Origin of the sequence: Nocardia arthritidis NBRC 100137 (assembly GCF_001612765.1) — a bacterium.
GTDB classification, from domain to species: Bacteria; Actinomycetota; Actinomycetes; order Mycobacteriales; family Mycobacteriaceae; genus Nocardia; species Nocardia arthritidis.
Genome location: NZ_BDBB01000037.1, coordinates 47,850 through 65,350, shown reverse-complemented (window position 1 = coordinate 65,350; position 17,501 = coordinate 47,850). Strand labels below are relative to the sequence as shown.

18 protein-coding genes are annotated in these 17,501 nt (G+C 69.8%); 10 read left to right on the top strand and 8 right to left on the bottom strand.

Annotated elements, in window-relative coordinates; all coding sequences use genetic code 11:
* The first annotated feature begins 4 nt into the window (after positions 1–4).
* Positions 5–844, top strand: coding sequence for an SDR family oxidoreductase (locus NA8_RS23995; protein ID WP_063052601.1), 840 nt, complete (start codon positions 5–7; stop codon positions 842–844).
* Here the strand turns inward: NA8_RS23995 and soxR are convergent.
* A complete protein-coding gene (gene soxR / locus NA8_RS23990; protein ID WP_040869825.1) occupies positions 813–1,301 on the bottom strand; it encodes a redox-sensitive transcriptional activator SoxR in 489 nt (162 codons plus the stop codon). The genes NA8_RS23995 and soxR overlap by 32 nt on opposite strands.
* A gap of 134 nt (positions 1,302–1,435) precedes the next feature.
* Between soxR and arcA the strand changes: the two genes are divergently transcribed.
* Both arcA and NA8_RS23980 read left to right on the top strand, forming a co-directional pair.
* Complete coding sequence (arcA, locus tag NA8_RS23985; protein WP_063052600.1) at positions 1,436–2,692, top strand: arginine deiminase; 1,257 nt, start codon at positions 1,436–1,438, stop codon at positions 2,690–2,692.
* A gap of 8 nt (positions 2,693–2,700) precedes the next feature.
* Complete coding sequence (locus NA8_RS23980) at positions 2,701–3,060, top strand: GntR family transcriptional regulator (protein ID WP_063052633.1); 360 nt, start codon at positions 2,701–2,703, stop codon at positions 3,058–3,060.
* A gap of 4 nt (positions 3,061–3,064) precedes the next feature.
* Here the strand turns inward: NA8_RS23980 and NA8_RS23975 are convergent, their stop codons facing one another.
* Positions 3,065–4,690, bottom strand: coding sequence for a dolichyl-phosphate-mannose--protein mannosyltransferase (locus NA8_RS23975; protein WP_084467048.1), 1,626 nt, complete (start codon positions 4,688–4,690; stop codon positions 3,065–3,067).
* A gap of 218 nt (positions 4,691–4,908) precedes the next feature.
* On the opposite strand from NA8_RS23975, the gene rsmI reads away from it, so the two are divergent.
* Together rsmI and NA8_RS23965 are read left to right on the top strand one after the other, a co-directional pair.
* Positions 4,909–5,748 carry a 16S rRNA (cytidine(1402)-2'-O)-methyltransferase gene (gene rsmI / locus NA8_RS23970; protein ID WP_281199172.1) on the top strand — a complete coding sequence of 280 codons (840 nt, stop codon included), beginning with the start codon at positions 4,909–4,911 and terminating at the stop codon, positions 5,746–5,748.
* A gap of 78 nt (positions 5,749–5,826) precedes the next feature.
* A complete protein-coding gene (locus tag NA8_RS23965) occupies positions 5,827–6,579 on the top strand; it encodes an isocitrate lyase/PEP mutase family protein (RefSeq protein ID WP_063052631.1) in 753 nt (250 codons plus the stop codon).
* A gap of 81 nt (positions 6,580–6,660) precedes the next feature.
* Here the strand turns inward: NA8_RS23965 and NA8_RS23960 are convergent, their stop codons facing one another.
* A complete protein-coding gene (locus NA8_RS23960) occupies positions 6,661–7,329 on the bottom strand; it encodes a TetR/AcrR family transcriptional regulator (protein WP_063052599.1) in 669 nt (222 codons plus the stop codon).
* A gap of 221 nt (positions 7,330–7,550) precedes the next feature.
* Positions 7,551–9,137, bottom strand: a complete 1,587-nt coding sequence (gene metG / locus NA8_RS23955; RefSeq protein WP_084467047.1) for a methionine--tRNA ligase — start codon at positions 9,135–9,137, stop codon at positions 7,551–7,553.
* A gap of 71 nt (positions 9,138–9,208) precedes the next feature.
* On the opposite strand from metG, the gene NA8_RS23950 reads away from it, so the two are divergent.
* From NA8_RS23950 to rsmA, 4 genes are all read left to right on the top strand, one after another.
* Positions 9,209–10,036 (top strand): TatD family hydrolase, encoded by an 828-nt coding sequence (locus NA8_RS23950; protein WP_063052597.1) that lies wholly within the window; start codon positions 9,209–9,211, stop codon positions 10,034–10,036.
* A gap of 63 nt (positions 10,037–10,099) precedes the next feature.
* On the top strand, positions 10,100–10,231 hold the full coding sequence (locus NA8_RS35585) for a hypothetical protein (RefSeq protein ID WP_281199171.1): 132 nt from the start codon (positions 10,100–10,102) through the stop codon (positions 10,229–10,231).
* Positions 10,232–10,233: 2 nt separating this feature from the next.
* Positions 10,234–11,361, top strand: coding sequence for a resuscitation-promoting factor (locus tag NA8_RS35580; protein ID WP_063052596.1), 1,128 nt, complete (start codon positions 10,234–10,236; stop codon positions 11,359–11,361).
* Positions 11,362–11,403: 42 nt separating this feature from the next.
* The gene (rsmA, locus tag NA8_RS23940) at positions 11,404–12,285 is read left to right on the top strand and encodes a 16S rRNA (adenine(1518)-N(6)/adenine(1519)-N(6))-dimethyltransferase RsmA (RefSeq protein ID WP_063052595.1); all 882 of its coding nucleotides are present in this window, start codon (positions 11,404–11,406) and stop codon (positions 12,283–12,285) included.
* Between the two features lie 69 nt (positions 12,286–12,354).
* Here rsmA and NA8_RS23935 read toward each other — a convergent pair whose 3' ends face one another.
* Entirely contained in the window at positions 12,355–12,561 is a 207-nt protein-coding gene (locus NA8_RS23935; RefSeq protein WP_063052594.1) for a heavy-metal-associated domain-containing protein, read from the bottom strand.
* 99 nt (positions 12,562–12,660) lie between these two features.
* The gene (locus tag NA8_RS23930; protein ID WP_063052593.1) at positions 12,661–14,463 is read right to left on the bottom strand and encodes an ABC-F family ATP-binding cassette domain-containing protein; all 1,803 of its coding nucleotides are present in this window, start codon (positions 14,461–14,463) and stop codon (positions 12,661–12,663) included.
* Between the two features lie 292 nt (positions 14,464–14,755).
* On the opposite strand from NA8_RS23930, the gene NA8_RS23925 reads away from it, so the two are divergent.
* Complete coding sequence (locus NA8_RS23925; RefSeq protein WP_063052592.1) at positions 14,756–15,604, top strand: LLM class flavin-dependent oxidoreductase; 849 nt, start codon at positions 14,756–14,758, stop codon at positions 15,602–15,604.
* Positions 15,605–15,713: 109 nt separating this feature from the next.
* Here NA8_RS23925 and NA8_RS23920 read toward each other — a convergent pair whose 3' ends face one another.
* Together NA8_RS23920 and NA8_RS23915 are read right to left on the bottom strand one after the other, a co-directional pair.
* Entirely contained in the window at positions 15,714–16,649 is a 936-nt protein-coding gene (locus NA8_RS23920) for a 4-(cytidine 5'-diphospho)-2-C-methyl-D-erythritol kinase (RefSeq protein WP_063052630.1), read from the bottom strand.
* Positions 16,650–16,739: 90 nt separating this feature from the next.
* Positions 16,740–17,492 carry an SDR family oxidoreductase gene (locus NA8_RS23915; protein ID WP_063052591.1) on the bottom strand — a complete coding sequence of 251 codons (753 nt, stop codon included), beginning with the start codon at positions 17,490–17,492 and terminating at the stop codon, positions 16,740–16,742.
* Positions 17,493–17,501 lie beyond the last annotated feature (9 nt).

Genomic DNA, 17,501 nt, shown 5'->3' with positions numbered 1-17,501 from the left:
GACGATGCGCGATGCGAAGGTTCTGGTCACGGGCGCCGCGAGCGGCATCGGCCGGGCCACCGCGCTGGCCGCCGCCACGGACGGCGCCGAGTTGGTGCTCACCGACATCAATGCCGAGGGCCTGGACGCCACGGTGACCGACATCCGCGCCGCGGGCGGTCGCGTCGCCCTGGCGGAAGCACTGGACATCACCGACTACGACGCGGTGCGCGCCTTCGCCGACCGGGCGCACGCCGAACTCGGCAGCCTGGACGTCGTCATGAACATCGCGGGCACCTCGGTGTGGGGGACCGTGGAGAACCTGGAGCACAAGCACTGGCGGCGCATGGTCGAGGTCAACCTGATGGGCCCGATCCACGTCATCGAGACCTTCGTGCCGCCCATGGTGCGCGCGGGCAAGGGCGGTGCGCTGGTCAACGTGTCTTCCGCGGCGGGACTGCTCGCGCTGCCCTGGCACGCGGCCTACAGCGCGGGCAAATACGGCATTCGCGGCGTGTCGGAGGTGCTGCGTTTCGATCTGGCGCAACACGGCATCACGGTGCACTTGGTGGCGCCGGGCGCGGTGAACACGCCGCTGGTGCAGAGCGTCGAGCTGGCCGGGGTGAACAAGGAGGACCCGAGGATCAAGCGGCTCACCGCGGCTTTCGCCGAGCACGCGGTGCCGCCGGAACGGGTGGCCGCGGCGATCCTGCGCGGGATCGAACGCAACCGGTTCCTGGTCTACAGCTCGTTCGACATCCGCTTCGGATATTGGTGGGCGCGCAAATTCGCGTTTCCCTACGAGTACGTGATGCGGCGCACGAGTGCGCGTTTCAGCAGGCTGCTGGCTTCGACGGGCAGTTGAGCTGTACGTCGAGCACGCGGGCGCCTGGTCCCTCGGCGCCGAGCCGGTCGTGCTCGTTGACCAGGCGGCAGCTGCCCAGCGACAGGCAGCCGCAGCCGATGCAGCCGGTGAGGCTGTCGCGCAGGCGGATCAGCTGGGTGATCCGGTCGTCGAGATCGGCCCGCCAGACGGTGGACAGGGCCTCCCAGTCGCGCCGGGTGGGGGTGCGCCCCTCGGGCAGCTGATCGAGTGCGGCCCGGATCTCGCTCAGCGGTATGCCGACGCGCTGGGAGATACGGATGAACGCCACGCGGCGCAACGTCTCGCGGGCATATCTGCGCTGATTGCCGCTGGTACGTCTACTCGTGATGAGCCCCTCGCGTTCGTAGAAGTGCAACGCGGAGACCGCGACTCCACTACGCTCGGAGAGCTGCCCGGGGGTCAGCTCTTTCGCCCGCCAATCGGCTGCTGTCGACATGCACGCTCCTCCCAATCACCTCAACAATACTTGAGGTACGGAGGTGTCGGGACCGGATTCGGTGATCGCGGGCGATCGGCATCCGAAGCCGGGAATTCCGTGCTCTCCGGGCCTCGGCGCACTACGGTCTGATCATGGGAGCAGATGCTGTATCCGCGCAGGAGGGTGCGCGCTTGGCCGTGACGTCCGAAGTCGGCACGCTGCGTACGGTGCTGCTGCACCGGCCGGGCAACGAGCTGCGCAGGCTTACCCCGCGCAACAACGATCAGCTGCTGTTCGACGGCATCCCCTGGGTGGAGCGCGCGCAGCAGGAGCACGACGCCTTCGCCGAAGTCCTGCGTGGCCGCGGCACCGAGGTGCTGTTGTTGTCGGACCTGCTCGCCGAAACCATCGAGGTCAGCGGTGCCGCCCGCATCCAGGGCATCGCCGCCGCGGTCGACGCGCGCAGGCTCGGGCACACGCTGGCCGACGAGCTGGCCGCATTCCTGCGCGGTGTGCCCGCCACGGAACTGGCCGAGATCCTGGTGGCGGGAATGACCTTCGACGAGTTGCCCTTCGGGCCCGATGCCACCTCGCTGGTGCGCCGCATGCACCATGGCGGCGACTTCGTCATCGATCCGCTGCCCAATCTGCTGTTCACCAGAGACTCCTCGTTCTGGGTCGGTCCGCGTGTCGCGATCACCTCGCTCGCGCTGCCCGCCCGCGGCAGGGAGACCTCGCTGACCGACCTCATCTACGCCTTCCATCCCCGGTTTCTCGGGGTGCGCCGCGCCTACGAATCGCATACCGCTCCGATCGAAGGTGGCGACGTGCTGCTGTTGTCGGAGGGTGTGGTCGCGGTGGGCGTCGGGGAGCGCACCTCACCCGCGGGTGCGGAAGCGTTGGCGCGCAGCTTGTTCGACGACGACCTCGCCCACACCGTGCTCGTGGTGCCGATCGTGCAGACCCGCGCGACCATGCACCTGGACACGGTGTGCACCATGGTCGACGCGGACGCCGTCGTGATGTACCCGGCGGTGCGCGAGTCGCTGTGCGCCTTCACGATTCGCAAGGAGGACGATTACGGCGGACGGTCCGGCAGCGGACGGGTCGGCATCAGCGGCCCGGACCCGTTCCTGCCCGCGGCCGCCGAGGCCATGGGCATCGGCAAGCTGCGGGTGATCGACACGGGGCTGGACGGGGTCACCGCCGAACGCGAGCAGTGGGACGACGGCAACAACACCCTCGCCCTCGCTCCCGGCGTGGTGGTCGCCTACGAGCGCAACGAGATGACCAACGCCAGGCTGGAGGACGCGGGCATCGAGGTGCTGCGCATCCCCGGCTCCGAGTTGGGCTCCGGCCGCGGCGGACCTCGCTGCCTGTCCTGCCCGCTGTCCCGAGACGACTTGTGAGCGCGGGCATGTTCACCGTCACGGTCTCCCACGAATCCGCTGTGCCGCCCTACGAGCAGCTACGCCTCGCCGTCATCGCCCAGGTGCGCTCCGGCGAGCTGACGGCCGGAACCAAGATCCCGACCGTCCGCGCCCTGGCCGCGCAACTCGGCCTCGCGCCCAACACGGTGGCGCGCGCCTACCGTGAGCTGGAGGCCGACGGCGTGGTCGAAACACGGGGCAGGCAAGGCTCGTTCATCGCGTCGTCCGGTGACCCCACCCGCGACGTCGCGGGCCGCGCGGCTACCGCCTACGTCGCGACGGTGCGCAGATTGGGATTGGACGACGCCACGGCCCTGCGTTACGTGCAGGCGGCTTTGGAAGGGTGAGCCGTTACCGCCAGCTCGGCAACCAGAGATGGTCGTGCCAATTGCCGGGGGTGATCGGCAGGGCGGTGAGAATCGGCCAGAGCCAGATGAAGTTGGCGATAACCAGGCCCAGGTAGAGACAGACCGCGAGCAGTCCGAGGCTGCGCCGTTCGTTCGGCGGGGCGGGTAGATAGGTCCCGGCGGGGCTGCGCGGAATAGTGCTCGGGTGCGCCGGGCCGAGCACGTCGCCGAGCGCCAGCGCCACGCCCATCACCAGGAAAGGGGCCATCGGGACGGCGTAGAAGTAGTACATCTGCCGGTCGAGCGTGGCGAACCAGGGCAGCAGCGCGGCGCCGTAACCGACCAGCACCGCGCCGTAGCGCCAATCGCGACGGGTTACGACGCGCCACAGCATCCAGGCCAGTACCGGACCCGCGACCCACCAGATGGCGGGCGTCCCGATCAGCATCACCGCCTTCACGCATTGCGTCTGGCCGCAACCGGTGACGCCGCTGTCGGCGTAGTAGTACAGCATCGGGCGCAGACCCATGGGCCAGGTCCACGGTTTGGATTCCCACGGGTGATGGTTGCCCGCCGAATTGGTCAGCTCCGTGTGGAATTCCAGCGACCTGGCGTTGAAGTACCAGAGCGAACGCAGCGCGCCCGGCACCACATGCGACCAGAATCCGCCGGTACCGATCGGGTCGGTCGGCGCGGACGGATTGCCGGGCATGTACCGGTACACGCCCGTCTCGCTCGTGAACCAGGCCCAGTAGCCGGCCAGATAGACGCCGAGGGGCACGAGGACCAGCGCGTAGAGCGCGGGCCCGATATCGCGCAGCGCGACGCCGAGCCAGGGACGGCGCACCCCGTAGTCGCGTCGCGCGGCGAGATCGTAGTAGACGCTCAGCAGGCCGAAGGCGGCGATGAAATAGACGCCGGACCATTTGGTTCCACAGGCCAGGCCGAGCAGCACGCCCGCGCCGAAGCGCCACCAGCGCACCCCGAGGCGCGGCCCCCAGGCCGTCACGCCGATCCGGCCGTCGGCGTCCGCGCGGGCGAACCGGGCGCGGACCTCGTCGCGGTCGACGATCAGGCAACCGAACGCGGCGGTGACGAACAACCCCATGAAGATGTCGAGCATGCCGATGCGCGAGGAGACGAAGGTGAGCCCGTCGGCGATCAGCAGGATGCCCGCGATCGCGCCGATCAGGGTGGAGCGCGCCATCCGGCGCACGATCCGGATCACCAGCAGCACCAGCACGGTTCCGGCCAGCGCGGCGGTGAAGCGCCAGCCCCAGCCGTTGTAGCCGAATATCGCCTCGCCGATCGCGATGAACTGCTTGCCGACCGGAGGATGCACCACCAGCCCGTAGCCGGGGTTGTCCTCCACCCAGCCGCCGGTGAGCATCTGCCAGGCCTGCGGGGCGTAGTGCTTCTCGTCGAACACCGGTGTGCCGGCGTCGGTCGGGTAGTTGAGCATCGTGAATCGGGTCACCGCCGCGATCGCGGTGAGGAACGCCGTCACCAGCCAGCCGCGCAGGCGGTCGTCAGGCCCGAAGTCCGGCGGCGGCCGCAGCGGGCCCGGGCTCGACCAGGAGGGCACGGTTCCGAACCGTGCGGTCGCGCGCTGGTCGGTCACCTGGGTCACGCCCCGATCGTATGCTGTGCCGCCTCTCCGGGTGTTCAGGCCGTACGCGTTGGGTGGTTTCGCCGAGACCGGAATACGCTACGAAACGGTTTCGTCAGCACCTGGGTAACTCATCGGGTACGCCCGGACCTCGCGCAGCACCCCACGCAGGATCTGAACGCGATCCTTCGACACCCGACTTGTACGGCCTGACTACTCGGAGAGGCGGAACAGCGACAGTGACGACCGGCAGGCTGGTGCTCGCGGCGACACCGATGGGCGACATCGGGGATGCCTCGCAGCGCCTGCGCGAGGCGCTGGCGACCGCCGACGTGGTGGCCGCCGAGGACACCCGGCGCACCAGGTCACTGGCCAAGGCGCTCGGCGTCGAGATCTCCGGCCGAGTGGTGAGTTTCTACGACCACGTCGAGACCGCGCGGATCCCGATGCTGCTCGACGAGATCGCCGACGGCCGCACGGTGCTGCTGGTCACCGACGCGGGCATGCCGTCGGTGAGCGATCCCGGCTACCGCATGGTGGCGGCGTGCGTCGAGCGCGATCTGCCGGTGACCTGCCTGCCCGGCCCCTCGGCGGTGACTACGGCGCTCGCGCTGTCGGCCTTGCCGGTGGAACGGTTCTGCTTCGACGGATTCCCGCCGCGTAAATCCGGCCAGCGCCGGGAATGGTTGCGCACGCTGGCCGCCGAATCACGGGCCTGCGTCTTCTTCGAGGCGCCGCACCGGCTCGCCGACTGCCTGGCCGACGCGGTCGAGATCCTCGGTCCGGACCGCCGCGCCGCCGTCTGCCGAGAACTGACCAAGACCTACGAGGAAGTCGTGCGCGGCACCCTGGCCGAACTCGCCCAGTGGGCCGTCGAGGGCGCGCGCGGCGAGATCACGGTGGTGCTCGCGGGCGCCCAGCCTTCCGCCGCCGACCCCGCGGACCTGGTCGACGCCGTCGAATCACTGACCGCCGCGGGCGCCCGACTCAAGGACGCCTGCGCGGAGGTCGCCGCCGTCCACGCCGTTTCCCGTCGCGAACTCTACGACGCGGTTCTCACCGCGCGCCGCACGCCGTAGGCCCGACCGCCTCCCTGTGAGGTTTCGCTCCGCCGCGCATGGTCGACCCGAAGTGGTGCGGCGGGCATGATCATCGGTATGACTTCTCTGGAGAGCAAGGCCACGACGTTTCTCGGATTGCACGTGCCGGGGGACCCCGGAGTCTTCCCCACGGTGTGGGACGCCTGGTCCGCGAAGGTCGCCGTGGCGGCGGGCTTTCCGGCCTTGACGGTCGGCAGTCACCCGCTGGCCGACTCGATCGGCCGCGAGGACGGGGAGAAGATGACGTTCGACGAGTCGATGACCCGGGTACGGCAGATCACGGCGGCGGTGGACGTGCCGGTGTCGGTCGACATCGAGTCGGGCTACGGGCAGGAGCCCGCCCGGCTGGTCGACGGGCTGCTGGAAGCGGGTGCGATCGGGCTCAACATCGAGGACACCGTGCACAGCGAGGGCAAGCGGCTGCGCGCGGCACAAGAGCACGCCGACCTCGTGCACGGCCTGCGCAAGGCCGCCGACGCGGCGGGTGTGCACCTGGTGATCAACGCGCGTACCGATCTGTTCCTGCGTCAGGACGGCGAGGCGTCCGATCGCGTCGACCGCGCCATCGAGCGCCTGAAGCTGGCCGCCGAGGCGGGCGCGGACGTGCTGTTCCCGGTGGGCCGCCACACCGAGGCCGACATGCGCCGCCTGACCGGTGAGCTGCCGCTGCCGATCAGCGCCACCGTCGCGCCGGACCAGGCCGACAAGGCCGCACTCGCCGAGCAGGGCGTCGCACGGATCACCTTCGGCCCCTTCTTGCAGGCCGTGCTGACCAAGGAGATCGAGACCTTGCTCGACCGCTGGAAGTGAGACCCGCGCCAGGTACCTCACCGGACCGCCGGTGGGGTACCTGCCGCGCACAGCGGAAGGCCGGCACGGCAGTCGCGGTGTTCAGGACGGAACCGCCAACCCGAGGGCGGTCATGACGAACTCGACGAAAAGCGGCGCCAGATCCGGCACCCGCGCGGGTCCGTCGGAGACGATGACCCGCCGCGTCCGTTCGCCGATCGCGTCCGGGATCAGGGCGATGAGCCCATCGGAGAGTTCCGGCAGCGCCGGGTCCGCCTCGCGCGCCTGGTCGTAGAACACCCGATACAGCTGGGCGAAGCGGTCGACGGCCAGGTCGCGGTAGCCGACGGCCTCCTGGTTCACCTTGAACGACTCCACCAGCACCAGCCGGGCGAAATCCGGCTCGGTGGCGACGGTCCGGCAGAAGGTCACCACGATGGATTCGATCTTCGCGTAGGCGTCGGCGTCCGGCGGCAACTGGGCGAGTTCCTCGGCGATCCGGGTCGCGACGATGTCGACCCCGGTGTGCACCGCCTCGGCGAAGCACTCCTCTTTGTTGGCGAAATGGTCGTAGAAGGTGGTGCGCGAAACCCTGGCCGTGGCCACGATGTCGGTGAGCGTGGTGGCCGGATAGCCCTTGCTGTCCACGGACTTCACCATCGCCTCGACCAGCCTGCCGCGTTGCGACGCGAGCACGGCTTCGCGTGCCGCCCGATGCCGCTCGGCGAAACCGGACCGGTGAACGGATGCCGTCGCGTGCTGCTGGCCCATGTGTGCCCTCTCTGTGCCGGAACCGATCCCGAACGGAACGTCGTCGTACCGATCGCACACGGTCCGGGGTGTCGCCAGGCCGCGAACCGGTGTTTCATTATCCGACAACGCATTCCACGGTGGGAAGGCAGGTGGATCCACCCGTGGGCATGGTGCCGCGCAACACGGCGAAAGTGTTGTGCGCCTTATCGTTCCAGCCTGCTTGGCGCGGGCCGGAACGATCAGTCCTTCGGTTCGATGTACTTGGGGAACACCGGTTCCGGCGCGGGCAGCGTCAGCCCGGGCTCGATCGGGGTCGCGATATCGGCGAACGTCCGGCTCTGTTGCCCCAGCTGGTCGAGGATGCGGCCCGCCGACCCCGGCAGCACCGGCTGCACCAGGATCGCGACGATGCGCAGCACCTCCAGCGTCACGTACAGCACGGTCGCCTCGCGGGCGAGATCCTCCGGCGTACCGGACTTCGCCAGCGCCCACGGCGCCTGCGCGGAGAAATACCGGTTGGTCTCGCCCAGGGTCAGCCAGATCGCCTCCAGCGCGAGATGCATCTGCTGCGCGTCGAACTCGGCCCGGCAACGCTCCAGCAGACCGCCCGCCAGATCCAGCAGGGCGCGGTCGTCATCGGTGAACTCGCCGGGGGTCGGCACCACGCCGCCGCAGTCCCGTGCGACCAGCTTGGTGCTGCGCTGCACCAGATTGCCGAACTCGTTGGCCAGGTCGCTGTTGATCCGGCCCACGATGGCCTCGTGGCTGTAGCTGCCGTCCTGGCCGTAGGAGATCTCCCGCAGCAGGAAGAAGCGCACCGCGTCCAAACCGTAGTTCTCGACCAGTTCCAGCGGGTCGACCACGTTGCCGACCGACTTGGACATCTTCTCGCCCTTGTTGTACAGGAACCCGTGCACGAACACGCGTTTGGGCAGCTCGATACCGGCCGACATCAGGAACGCGGGCCAGTACACCGTGTGGAACCGCGTGATGTCCTTGCCGATGATGTGCACGTCGGCGGGCCAGAACTTGCCGAAGGCGGCGGAGGAGGTGTCGGGGAAGCCGACGCCGGTGATGTAGTTCGTCAGCGCGTCCACCCAGACGTACATCACGTGGTCGGGATGGCCGGGCACCGGCACACCCCAGTCGAAGGTGGTGCGCGAGATGGAGAGGTCCTTCAGGCCCGCCTTGACGTAGCTGACGATCTCGTTGCGCCGGGTGGCGGGCGCGATGAACTCCGGGTGCTCCTCGTAGAGCGCCAGCAGCTTGTCCTGGTAGGCCGACAGCCGGAAGAAGTAGTTCGACTCCTCGGTCCAGGTGACCGGCGTCTTGGACTCGGTCGAGATGCGGGTGCCGTCCTCCAACACCGTGGTCTCCTCGTCGGTGTAGAACGCCTCGTCGCGCACCGAGTACCAGCCCGAGTAGTTGCCCAGGTAGATGTCGCCGTTGGCCAGCATTCGCTCCCAGATGGCGACGCTGGCGGCGTGGTGGTCCGCGTCGGTGGTGCGGATGAACCGGTCGAAGGAGATGTCGAGCGTCTTGTCCATCGCCTCGAACACGTCGGAGTTGCGCGCCGAGAGCTCTTCCACCGGGATGCCCTCGGCGGCCGCTGCCTGCTGCATCTTCTGGCCGTGTTCGTCGGTGCCGGTCATGAAGAACACGTCGTAACCGTCGAGGCGCTTGAAGCGGGCGATGGCGTCGGCCGAGATGTACTCGTACGCATGCCCGATGTGCGGCGCGCCGTTCGGGTAGGCGATGGCCGTGGTGATGTAGAAGGCGGGGCGGTCAGCTTCGCTCATGGTGTGTCTACTGTAATGCGCGTGCATTCTTTCGCTCGCGTGAATATGCCCTGCGCCGATGCGCGGGTCTGCGCGTCCGCACCGCGCGGTGGCCGCCGATGAGCGCGGGACGTCCCGCGCCGAAGCTGCCCGAGCCGCTGTCGCCGATCGTGGACGCGCACACCCACCTGGACGCCTGCGGAGCGACCGACGCGGCGTCCACCGCCGCGATCGTCGATCGCGCCGCCTCGGTCGGCGTCGGCCGAGTGGTCACCGTCGCCGACGACCTGGCCGCCGCGCAGTGGGCGGTGCGGGCCGCGCACTGGGACGATCGCGTGTACGCCGCCGTCGCGCTGCATCCGACCAGGGCGAACGCACTCGACGACGACGCCAAGGCCGAGCTGGAGCGCTTGGCCGACGACCCGCGGGTGGTCGCTGTCGGCGAGACCGGCCTCGATTACTACTGGCCGGGCAAGCTGGACGGCTGCGCCGACATCGAGACCCAGATCGAGGGTTTCCGCTGGCACATCGACCTGGCCAAGCGGGTCCGCAAGCCGCTCATGATCCACAACCGCGAGGCCGATCACGACCTGCTCACCGTGCTGCTGGACGAGGGCCCGCCGGAGCGGGTGATCTTCCACTGCTTCTCCTCGGACACGAACATGGCGCTGTCCTGCGTGGCCGAGGGCTACATCCTCAGCTTCTCCGGGACGGTGAGCTTCAAGAACGCGCACGAATTGCGCGAAGCGGCCAAGGTGGTGCCCGACGACCAGATCCTGGTCGAGACGGACGCGCCGTATCTGACCCCGCATCCGTTCCGCGGAGCGCCGAACGAGCCGTATTGCCTGCCGTACACCGTGCGGGCGCTGGCCGAAGTGCGCGGCCAGGATCCGCTGGAACTGGCGAAGATCACCACGGACAACGCGCGGCGCGTCTACCGGCTCTGAGCGCCGCGCCCGCGTACCCGCGGGGGCGCACGGATGCCCGGAATGCATCGTTGTATGCGAAATGTGTCCTATGTCACTTTCGACGTTCCGTTTCGTGATTTACCTGCGGGGTCGATATTTGATCGTGATATTGAAAAGGCGCTGTTCCTGAGCTTGCTGTTGTCGGCGCCCGAACCCCTCGTTATCGTGCTGTGACCATGTCCCCCTTCACGCGGATCAACCAGTCGCGTTCGCCGCTGCTGCACATCGCGGTCGGCGCGCTGCTGCTGACGCTGATCGTCGGCGCCGGTCTCGCGATCGTGAATCGCAAGACGGTGACCGTCGTCGTGGACGGCGAGAAGCTCTTCCAGACCACCATGTCGCGCGACGTGCGCGGTGTGCTGAAGGCCGCGGGCTTCGCCGTGACCGATCGGGACAAGGTGGCGCCGGCCCTGGCCGCGCACATCGGCGACGGCGCGACCATCACGCTCAACCGCGCCCGCGAGGTGGATCTGTCCGTCGACGGGATGACGCAGCGGGTCTGGACCACCGGCGTGACCGCGGGGGAGGCGCTCGAGCAGTTGAAGATCTCGAAAGAGGTGTACGTCTCGCCCGCCCGCGACGAGCGGCTCCCGCTGCAGGGCGCCACGCTCATGATCGCCACCCCGCGCGTGGTCTCGCTGGTCGACGGCATCGGAAACCCGGTGGACGTGCGCGCCGCCGCCCCCACTGTCGGCAAATTCCTCGAGGTGGCGGGCATCCCGCTGATCGAGCAGGATTCCGTCGAACCGGCCGCGTCCACTCCGGTGACGAACGGCTTGCGCGTCACCGTGACACGCAAGCGGGTCGAACAGCACACCGAGACGCTGCCGCTGGACCCGCCGGAGAACGTCATCGAGGACCCGACCATGAACATGAGCCGCACGGTGGTGGAGTCCCCCGGCGCTCCCGGCGTCCAGGACGTCACGTTCGCGGTCACCATGGTCAACGGTCAGGAAGTGGACCGTCAGGCGGTCGGTTCCACGGTGACCGTGGCGGCGCAGCCGAAGACCGTCCGCAAGGGCGCCAAGCCGGGCACCGAGGTGCCCCCGGTGCGCGACGGCGCGATCTGGGACGCGCTGGCCCGCTGCGAGTCGACCGGCAACTGGTCGATCAACACCGGCAACGGCTACTACGGCGGTGTGCAGTTCGACCAGGGCACCTGGGAGCGACAGGGCGGACTGCGCTACGCCCCCCGCGCCGACATGGCCACCAGGGAAGAGCAGATCGCCATCGCCGAGATCACTCGCCAGCGGCAGGGCTGGGGCGCTTGGCCCGCCTGCACCGGCCGGCTCGGTATCAGCTGACGCTCACCGGACGCCTCGCGGCGCGGTTGATAGATTCTCGAGGTGTCCGAACCTGAAATCTCCGCTCGTGGAAGTGCGGCGCTGCTCGGCCCCGCCGAAGTGCGGGTGCTCGCCGAGCGGCTGGGGGTGCGGCCGACCAAGCAACTCGGGCAGAACTTCGTCCACGACGCCAACACGGTGCGGCGGATCGTCGCGGCCGCCGGGGTGGGGCGCGGGGACGTGGTGCTGGAGGTCGGGCCCGGTCTCGGTTCGTTGACCCTCGCGCTGCTGGACGTGGTGGACTCGGTGGTCGCGGTCGAAATCGATCCCGTGCTGGCGCGCCACCTTCCGATTACGGCCGCGGACCGGGCGCCGGATCTGGCGGCGCGCCTGTCGGTGGTCGAGGCGGACGCGCTGCGCGTCACCGCCGCGGATCTGCCTGTAGCGCCCACCGCGCTGGTGGCCAATCTCCCGTACAACGTGGCGGTACCCGTACTGCTGCATCTGCTCGCCGAATTGCCCGGCATCGCAGTGGCTTTGGTGATGGTGCAGGCGGAAGTGGCCGATCGGCTCGCCGCCGATCCCGGCAGTCGCACCTACGGCGTGCCCAGTGTGAAAGCGGGCTTCTTCGGGACGGTCCGGCGTGCGGGGGCGGTGGGCACCCAGGTGTTCTGGCCGGTTCCGCGAGTCGAGTCGGGGCTGGTCCGGATCGACCGCTACGCCCAGCCCCCATGGCCGATGGACGCCGAGCATCGCCGCCGCGTGTTCGCGGTCGTCGACGCCGCGTTCGCGCAGCGCCGCAAGACCCTCCGCGCCGCGCTCGCCGGCTGGGCGGGCTCGCCCGCCGAAGCCGAACGTCGGCTGCTCGCCGCGGGCATCGCCCCCGCCGCCCGCGGCGAAACCCTGGACACCGCCGCCTTCGTCCGCCTGGCGGCCCAGGCGTAGTACTGCGCACAGGGCAGTGGCTCCTCGTACCGGCATCGGCCGGAGCGAGGAGCCACGCAAACGTCCGGATCAGACGGCGACTTCGTAGCCCGCTTCGTCCACCGCGGCGACGATGTCGGCGTCGGCGATCGGCGCGGTGCTGTCGACGCGGACGGCGCCGCTGGCGAGATCCACATCCACACTGGTCACGCCGTCGATCTTGCCGATCTCGGTCTTGACGGAGCTGACGCAGTGCCCGCAGGTCATCCCCGTGACGGTGTAGGTGGTGGTGGGCATGTCCGACTCCTTCGCATCCAGATTCTCATACGGCCGGGGGGTACCCCGGCCTCCGAAAGATACCCCCTATGGGTATTAGTCCGCAAGGGTGCCGCAGCCTCACACGCCGTCGGCCAGTTCCAGCCAGCGCTCTTCGGCCGTCTCCTTCTCCGCGAGCACCTGCTTGAGTTCCGCGCCCAAGGTGACCAGCTTGTCCGGCTCGGTGGCCGCGTCGGCGAGCGCCGAGTGCAAGCGCTGCTCGCGTTCGGAGAGCTTGTCGATGGCGCGTTCCAGCCTGGTCAGTTCCTTGCGGGCCGCGCGGTAGGTGGCGGAGTCGGTGGCCGGTGCGTCGGCGGGCTTGGCCTCCGGCGCGGCGGCGCGGCTCCGGCTCGCCGTGATGGCCGCGCGCCTGGTGAGGTACTCCCCGATGCCCCCGGGCAGGTTCGTGAGCTTGCCGTCGCCGAACAGCGCCCAGGTCGAGTCGCAGATCCGCTCGATGAGATACCGGTCGTGGCTGATCACGACCAGCGTGCCCGCCCAGTTGTCGAGCAGGTCCTCCAGTTGTTGCAGGGTGTCGATGTCCAGGTCGTTGGTCGGCTCGTCGAGCAGCAGCACGTTCGGCTCGGACATGAGGATGCGGGTCAGTTGCAGGCGCCGCCGCTCGCCGCCGGACAGGTCGCCGACCGGGGTGCGCTGGCGGGCGGGGGTGAAGCCGAGTCGCTCGGCCAGCTGGCCGGCGGAGACCTCCTTGTCGCCCAGCATGATTCGCTGTGCGACCTGCTGCACCGCCTCCAGTACCCGCAGGCCGGTGGGCAGGTCGTCGAGTTCCTGGCGCAGCCAGCCGATCTGGACGGTCTGGCCCTGTACGCGCTTACCCCCGGCCCAGATCGCGCCGGTGTCTCCGGCCAAAGCGCGCAGCAACGTCGTCTTGCCCGAGCCGTTGACGCCGACCAGGCCGACGCGCTCGCCGGGCGCCAGCCGCCAGGTCAGGTCACGCACCAGTTCCCGGCCGTCCGGGGTGGTGAGCGTGGCGTCCTCCAGTTCGACGACGACGCGGCCGAGGCGTTTGCGCGCGAAGGCCGCCAGCGAGACGCTGTCGCGCGGCGGCGGCACGTCGGCGATCAGGGCCTCGGCGGCCTCGACCCGATAGCGTGGCTTGGAGGTGCGCGCTTGCGGGCCGCGCCGCAGCCAGGCCAATTCCTTGCGGGCCAGATTGCGCCGCCGGGCCTCGGACGCGTCCGCCTGGCGGGCGCGCTCGGCGCGGGCGAAGATCCAATCGCCGTAACCGCCCTCGTAGCTCTCGACCTTCCCGCCGACCACCTCCCAGGTATTGGTGGCGACGGTGTCGAGGAACCAGCGGTCGTGGGTCACCACGACGAGCGCGCTGCGGCGGCCGAGCAGATGCGCGGCCAGCCACTGCACGCCCTCCACGTCCAGGTGGTTGGTCGGCTCGTCGAGCACCAGCAGGTCGAGTTCGCGCACCAGCGCGGCGGCGAGCGCGACCCGGCGGCGCTCGCCGCCGGAGAGATTGTCCACCGAGGTGTCCAAGCCGAGATCGGCGATGCCGATGCCTTCCATCACCGAGCGGATGCGCGGGTCGGCGGCCCACTCGTGTTCGGCGACCTCGTCGGTCATGGCGTCGTCGGCCAGCCCGGCCAGCACCACCGAACCGACCGTCGCCCCCGGGGGCAGCACGCCGCGCTGGGTCACCACCGCCATGCGCAGGCCGCCGAGGCGGCTGACCCGGCCGCTGTCCGGTTCCTCGATACCGGTGAGCACCTCGAGCAGGGTGGTCTTGCCGCCGCCGTTGAGGCCGACGACTCCGATCCGTTCGCCCGCGTGCACGCCGAGCGAGACGTTGTCCAGCAGCGGCTTGATCCCGAAGCTCTTGTGGACCTGTTCGAGATTGATCAGGTTGGACATGGATCCTTCCGTGTCTTGCGGGGGCGGTCCGATGAGACCTGCCTGTCGCGGTCGTGGGCCCCGGGCCAGCGTACCGACCGGGGCGGGGCGTCCGTTCGCCCGGCGAGCAGCGAGAGAGCTTGCGGGACGAACGATGTTCGTTTAGATTGATCGGCGAACGAACACTGTTCGTTCCATGTAACCGATCCGGCGTTCCCCAGAAGTACAGCCGCAGAGTGGGACGCCCACCTCGCCTCGAGGTGTCGGCGGGCGGCACCCGTCCCATTCCGCATCGCTCTTCTGGAGGAATTCCATGCACGTCGGCCTCGGCCTGCCCATTTCCGATCCCACCGCCCTGCTCGACTGGGCCCGGCGCGCCGACGCGGGCCCGTTCCGCACCCTCGGCCTGCTCGACCGGCTGGTCTACGACAACCCCGAACCGCTGATCGCGCTGGCCACGATCGCCGGCGCGACGAGCCGCGTGAAGGTGCAGACCGAGGTGCTGCTCGCGCCGCTGCGCGATCCGGTGCTGCTCGCCAAGCAGGCCGCCACGCTCGACCGGATGACCGGCGGACGGCTGGTGCTCGGCCTCGGTGTCGGCGGCCGCGCGGACGACCACCTCGCCTCGGGCACCGACCTGCGCACCCGCGGCCGCCGCCTCGACGAGCAACTCGCGCTTCTGCGCCGCCTGTGGGCGGGGGAGGCGTACAGCGACGAGTGCGGGCCGATCGGCCCCGCGCCGCTGCGCCCGGAAGGGCCCGAAATCCTGTTCGGTGGTTTCCGGCCCGCCGCGCTCGAACGCGTCGGGCGGTGGGGCGGCGGATTCCTCGCCGCCGCGCCGCCCTCCTGGGCGGGCAACCTCTTCGACACCGTGCGCCGTTCCTGGAGCGACCACGGCCGATCGGGTGAGCCGAGGATCGTCGCCCAGGTCAACGTGGCCCTCGGCCCGGATCACGTCATCGAGGACGCCCGCGCGTCGATGGGCGCCTACTACGGGTTCAGCGATTACACCGAGGGCATCCTCGCCGGGTTGCTCACCACGCCCGCGCAGATCCGCGCCACCATCGCCGAATTCGGCGATCTGGGCGCGGACGAGGTGATGTTCTACTGCTACGGGCGCGATGCCGATCAGGTCGATCGGCTCGCCGACGCGCTGCCCTGAGCAACGCGCATTCGTGCCGCCGCCGAGGACTGGATGCCTCCGTCGCGCCGGGCGCGGTTGTCCTCGCGGCGCTGCCGGTCGCCCTCGTTTATCGGCGAAGCGCTGCCGGTCAGTGCTTCCCGGACGGGTCGGCGCTGAGGATGCGCGCACCCGGCACCGGTCCACTGGCCGTCCGCACGCTGCGGCAGACGCCCGCGCCCGCCAGTTCGGCGGCCACCGAGATCGCCGATTCCTCGCTCTCGCAGAGGAACGCGCACGTGGGCCCGGAGCCGGACACCAGCCCGGCCAGCGCGCCCGCCGCGACGCCAGCCCGCAGCGTGCGGCGCAGTTCCGGCTTCAGCGACACCGCCGCCGCCTGGAGATCGTTGCCGAGCAAGGGCGCGAGCTGGTGCGCGTCGCCGGAGGCCAGCGCTTGCATCAGCTGCTGCGGCTCGCCGAGCCGAGGCGGGTCGCCGTGCTCGCGCAACCGGTCGAGTTCGGCGAAGACCGCGGGCGTGGACAGGCCGCCTTTGGCGAAGGCGAGCACCCAGTGAAAGGTATTGCGCGACAGCACCGGCAGCAGGCGCTCCCCGCGGCCGGTGCCCAGCGCGGTGCCGCCGTGCAGGGCGAACGGCACATCGCTGCCGAGTTCGGCCGCCACCGCGCTCAGTTCCTCCCTGGACAATCCCAGGTCCCACAGCTCGTTCAGCCCGACCAGCGCGGCGGCGGCATCGGCGCTCCCGCCCGCCATGCCTCCGGCTACCGGAATGCCTTTGGCGATGGCGATTTCCACCAGGGGAGCGCGGCCGCCGAGGTGCGCGAGCCGGACAGCCGCCTTCCAGACCAGATTCGTCCGGTCGGTCGGCACGTCCGCGGCGCCCTCTCCGGTGACCCGGACGGCCAGCGAACCCGACGGGGAGATCTCCAGATCGTCGCTCAGGGACAGTGCTTGGAACACCGTGGTCAGGTCGTGGTAGCCGTCGGCACGCAGGTCGCCCACTCCGAGATGGAGGTTCACCTTCGACGGCGCCCGCACGGTGACGGGACTCGGCACAACTGACAGCACGGTGCTCAAGCCTAATGGGAGCGGCCGGACGATGCCGTTCCGTAGCGGGCGTCGCGAAAAGGAACCGGCGGCGGGGTAATCCCCGGGCCGTTACAGCAGTCCGCCGCCGGTGGCGTCGATCCACTGGCCGGTCACCCAGCGCGCCTCGTCGGAGGCGAGGAACCCGACCACGTCGGCCACGTCGGCGGGCTGCCCCACTCGTTGCAGCGGGGACATCGCCGCCACCGCCGCCTGGCTTTCGGCGTTGCGCAGCCAGTTCGCGTTCATGTCGGTATCGATGATGCCCGGCGCCACCGCGTTCACGGTGATGCCGCGTGCCCCGACCTCCTTGGCGAGCACGCTGGTGAAACTGTCGATCGCGCCCTTGGTCATGGTGTAGGCGATCAGCTGCGGCATGTACGCGCCGTGGGTCAGGCCGGTGGAGATGTTGACGATCCGCCCGCCCGGCCGCAACCGATCCAGGCCGAGACGGGTGATGAAGAAGGGTGCCTTGGCGTTGACCGCGAAGACCCGGTCGAACGCCGCTTCGTCGGTTCCGCCGATCGGCTCCCGGACGCCGTCGGTGCCCGCGTTGTTCACCAGGATGTCCAGGCCGTCGGCATGCGCGTCGAAGGCCGCCCACAGTGCCTCTGCGTCACCGGGAACGCCCAGTCCGGCGCGAATCGCGAACGCCGCGCCGCCCGATGCCTCGATCGCGGCCACGGTCGCCTTCGCCGCCTGCTCATCGCTGTTGTAGTGAACCGCCACCCGTGCGCCGTCGCGAGCCAGTCGTTCGGCTATCGCCCGGCCGATACCCCGGCTGCTCCCGGTCACCAGTGCCGTCTTGCCCGTCAGTGCGCCCATCGCAGGCTC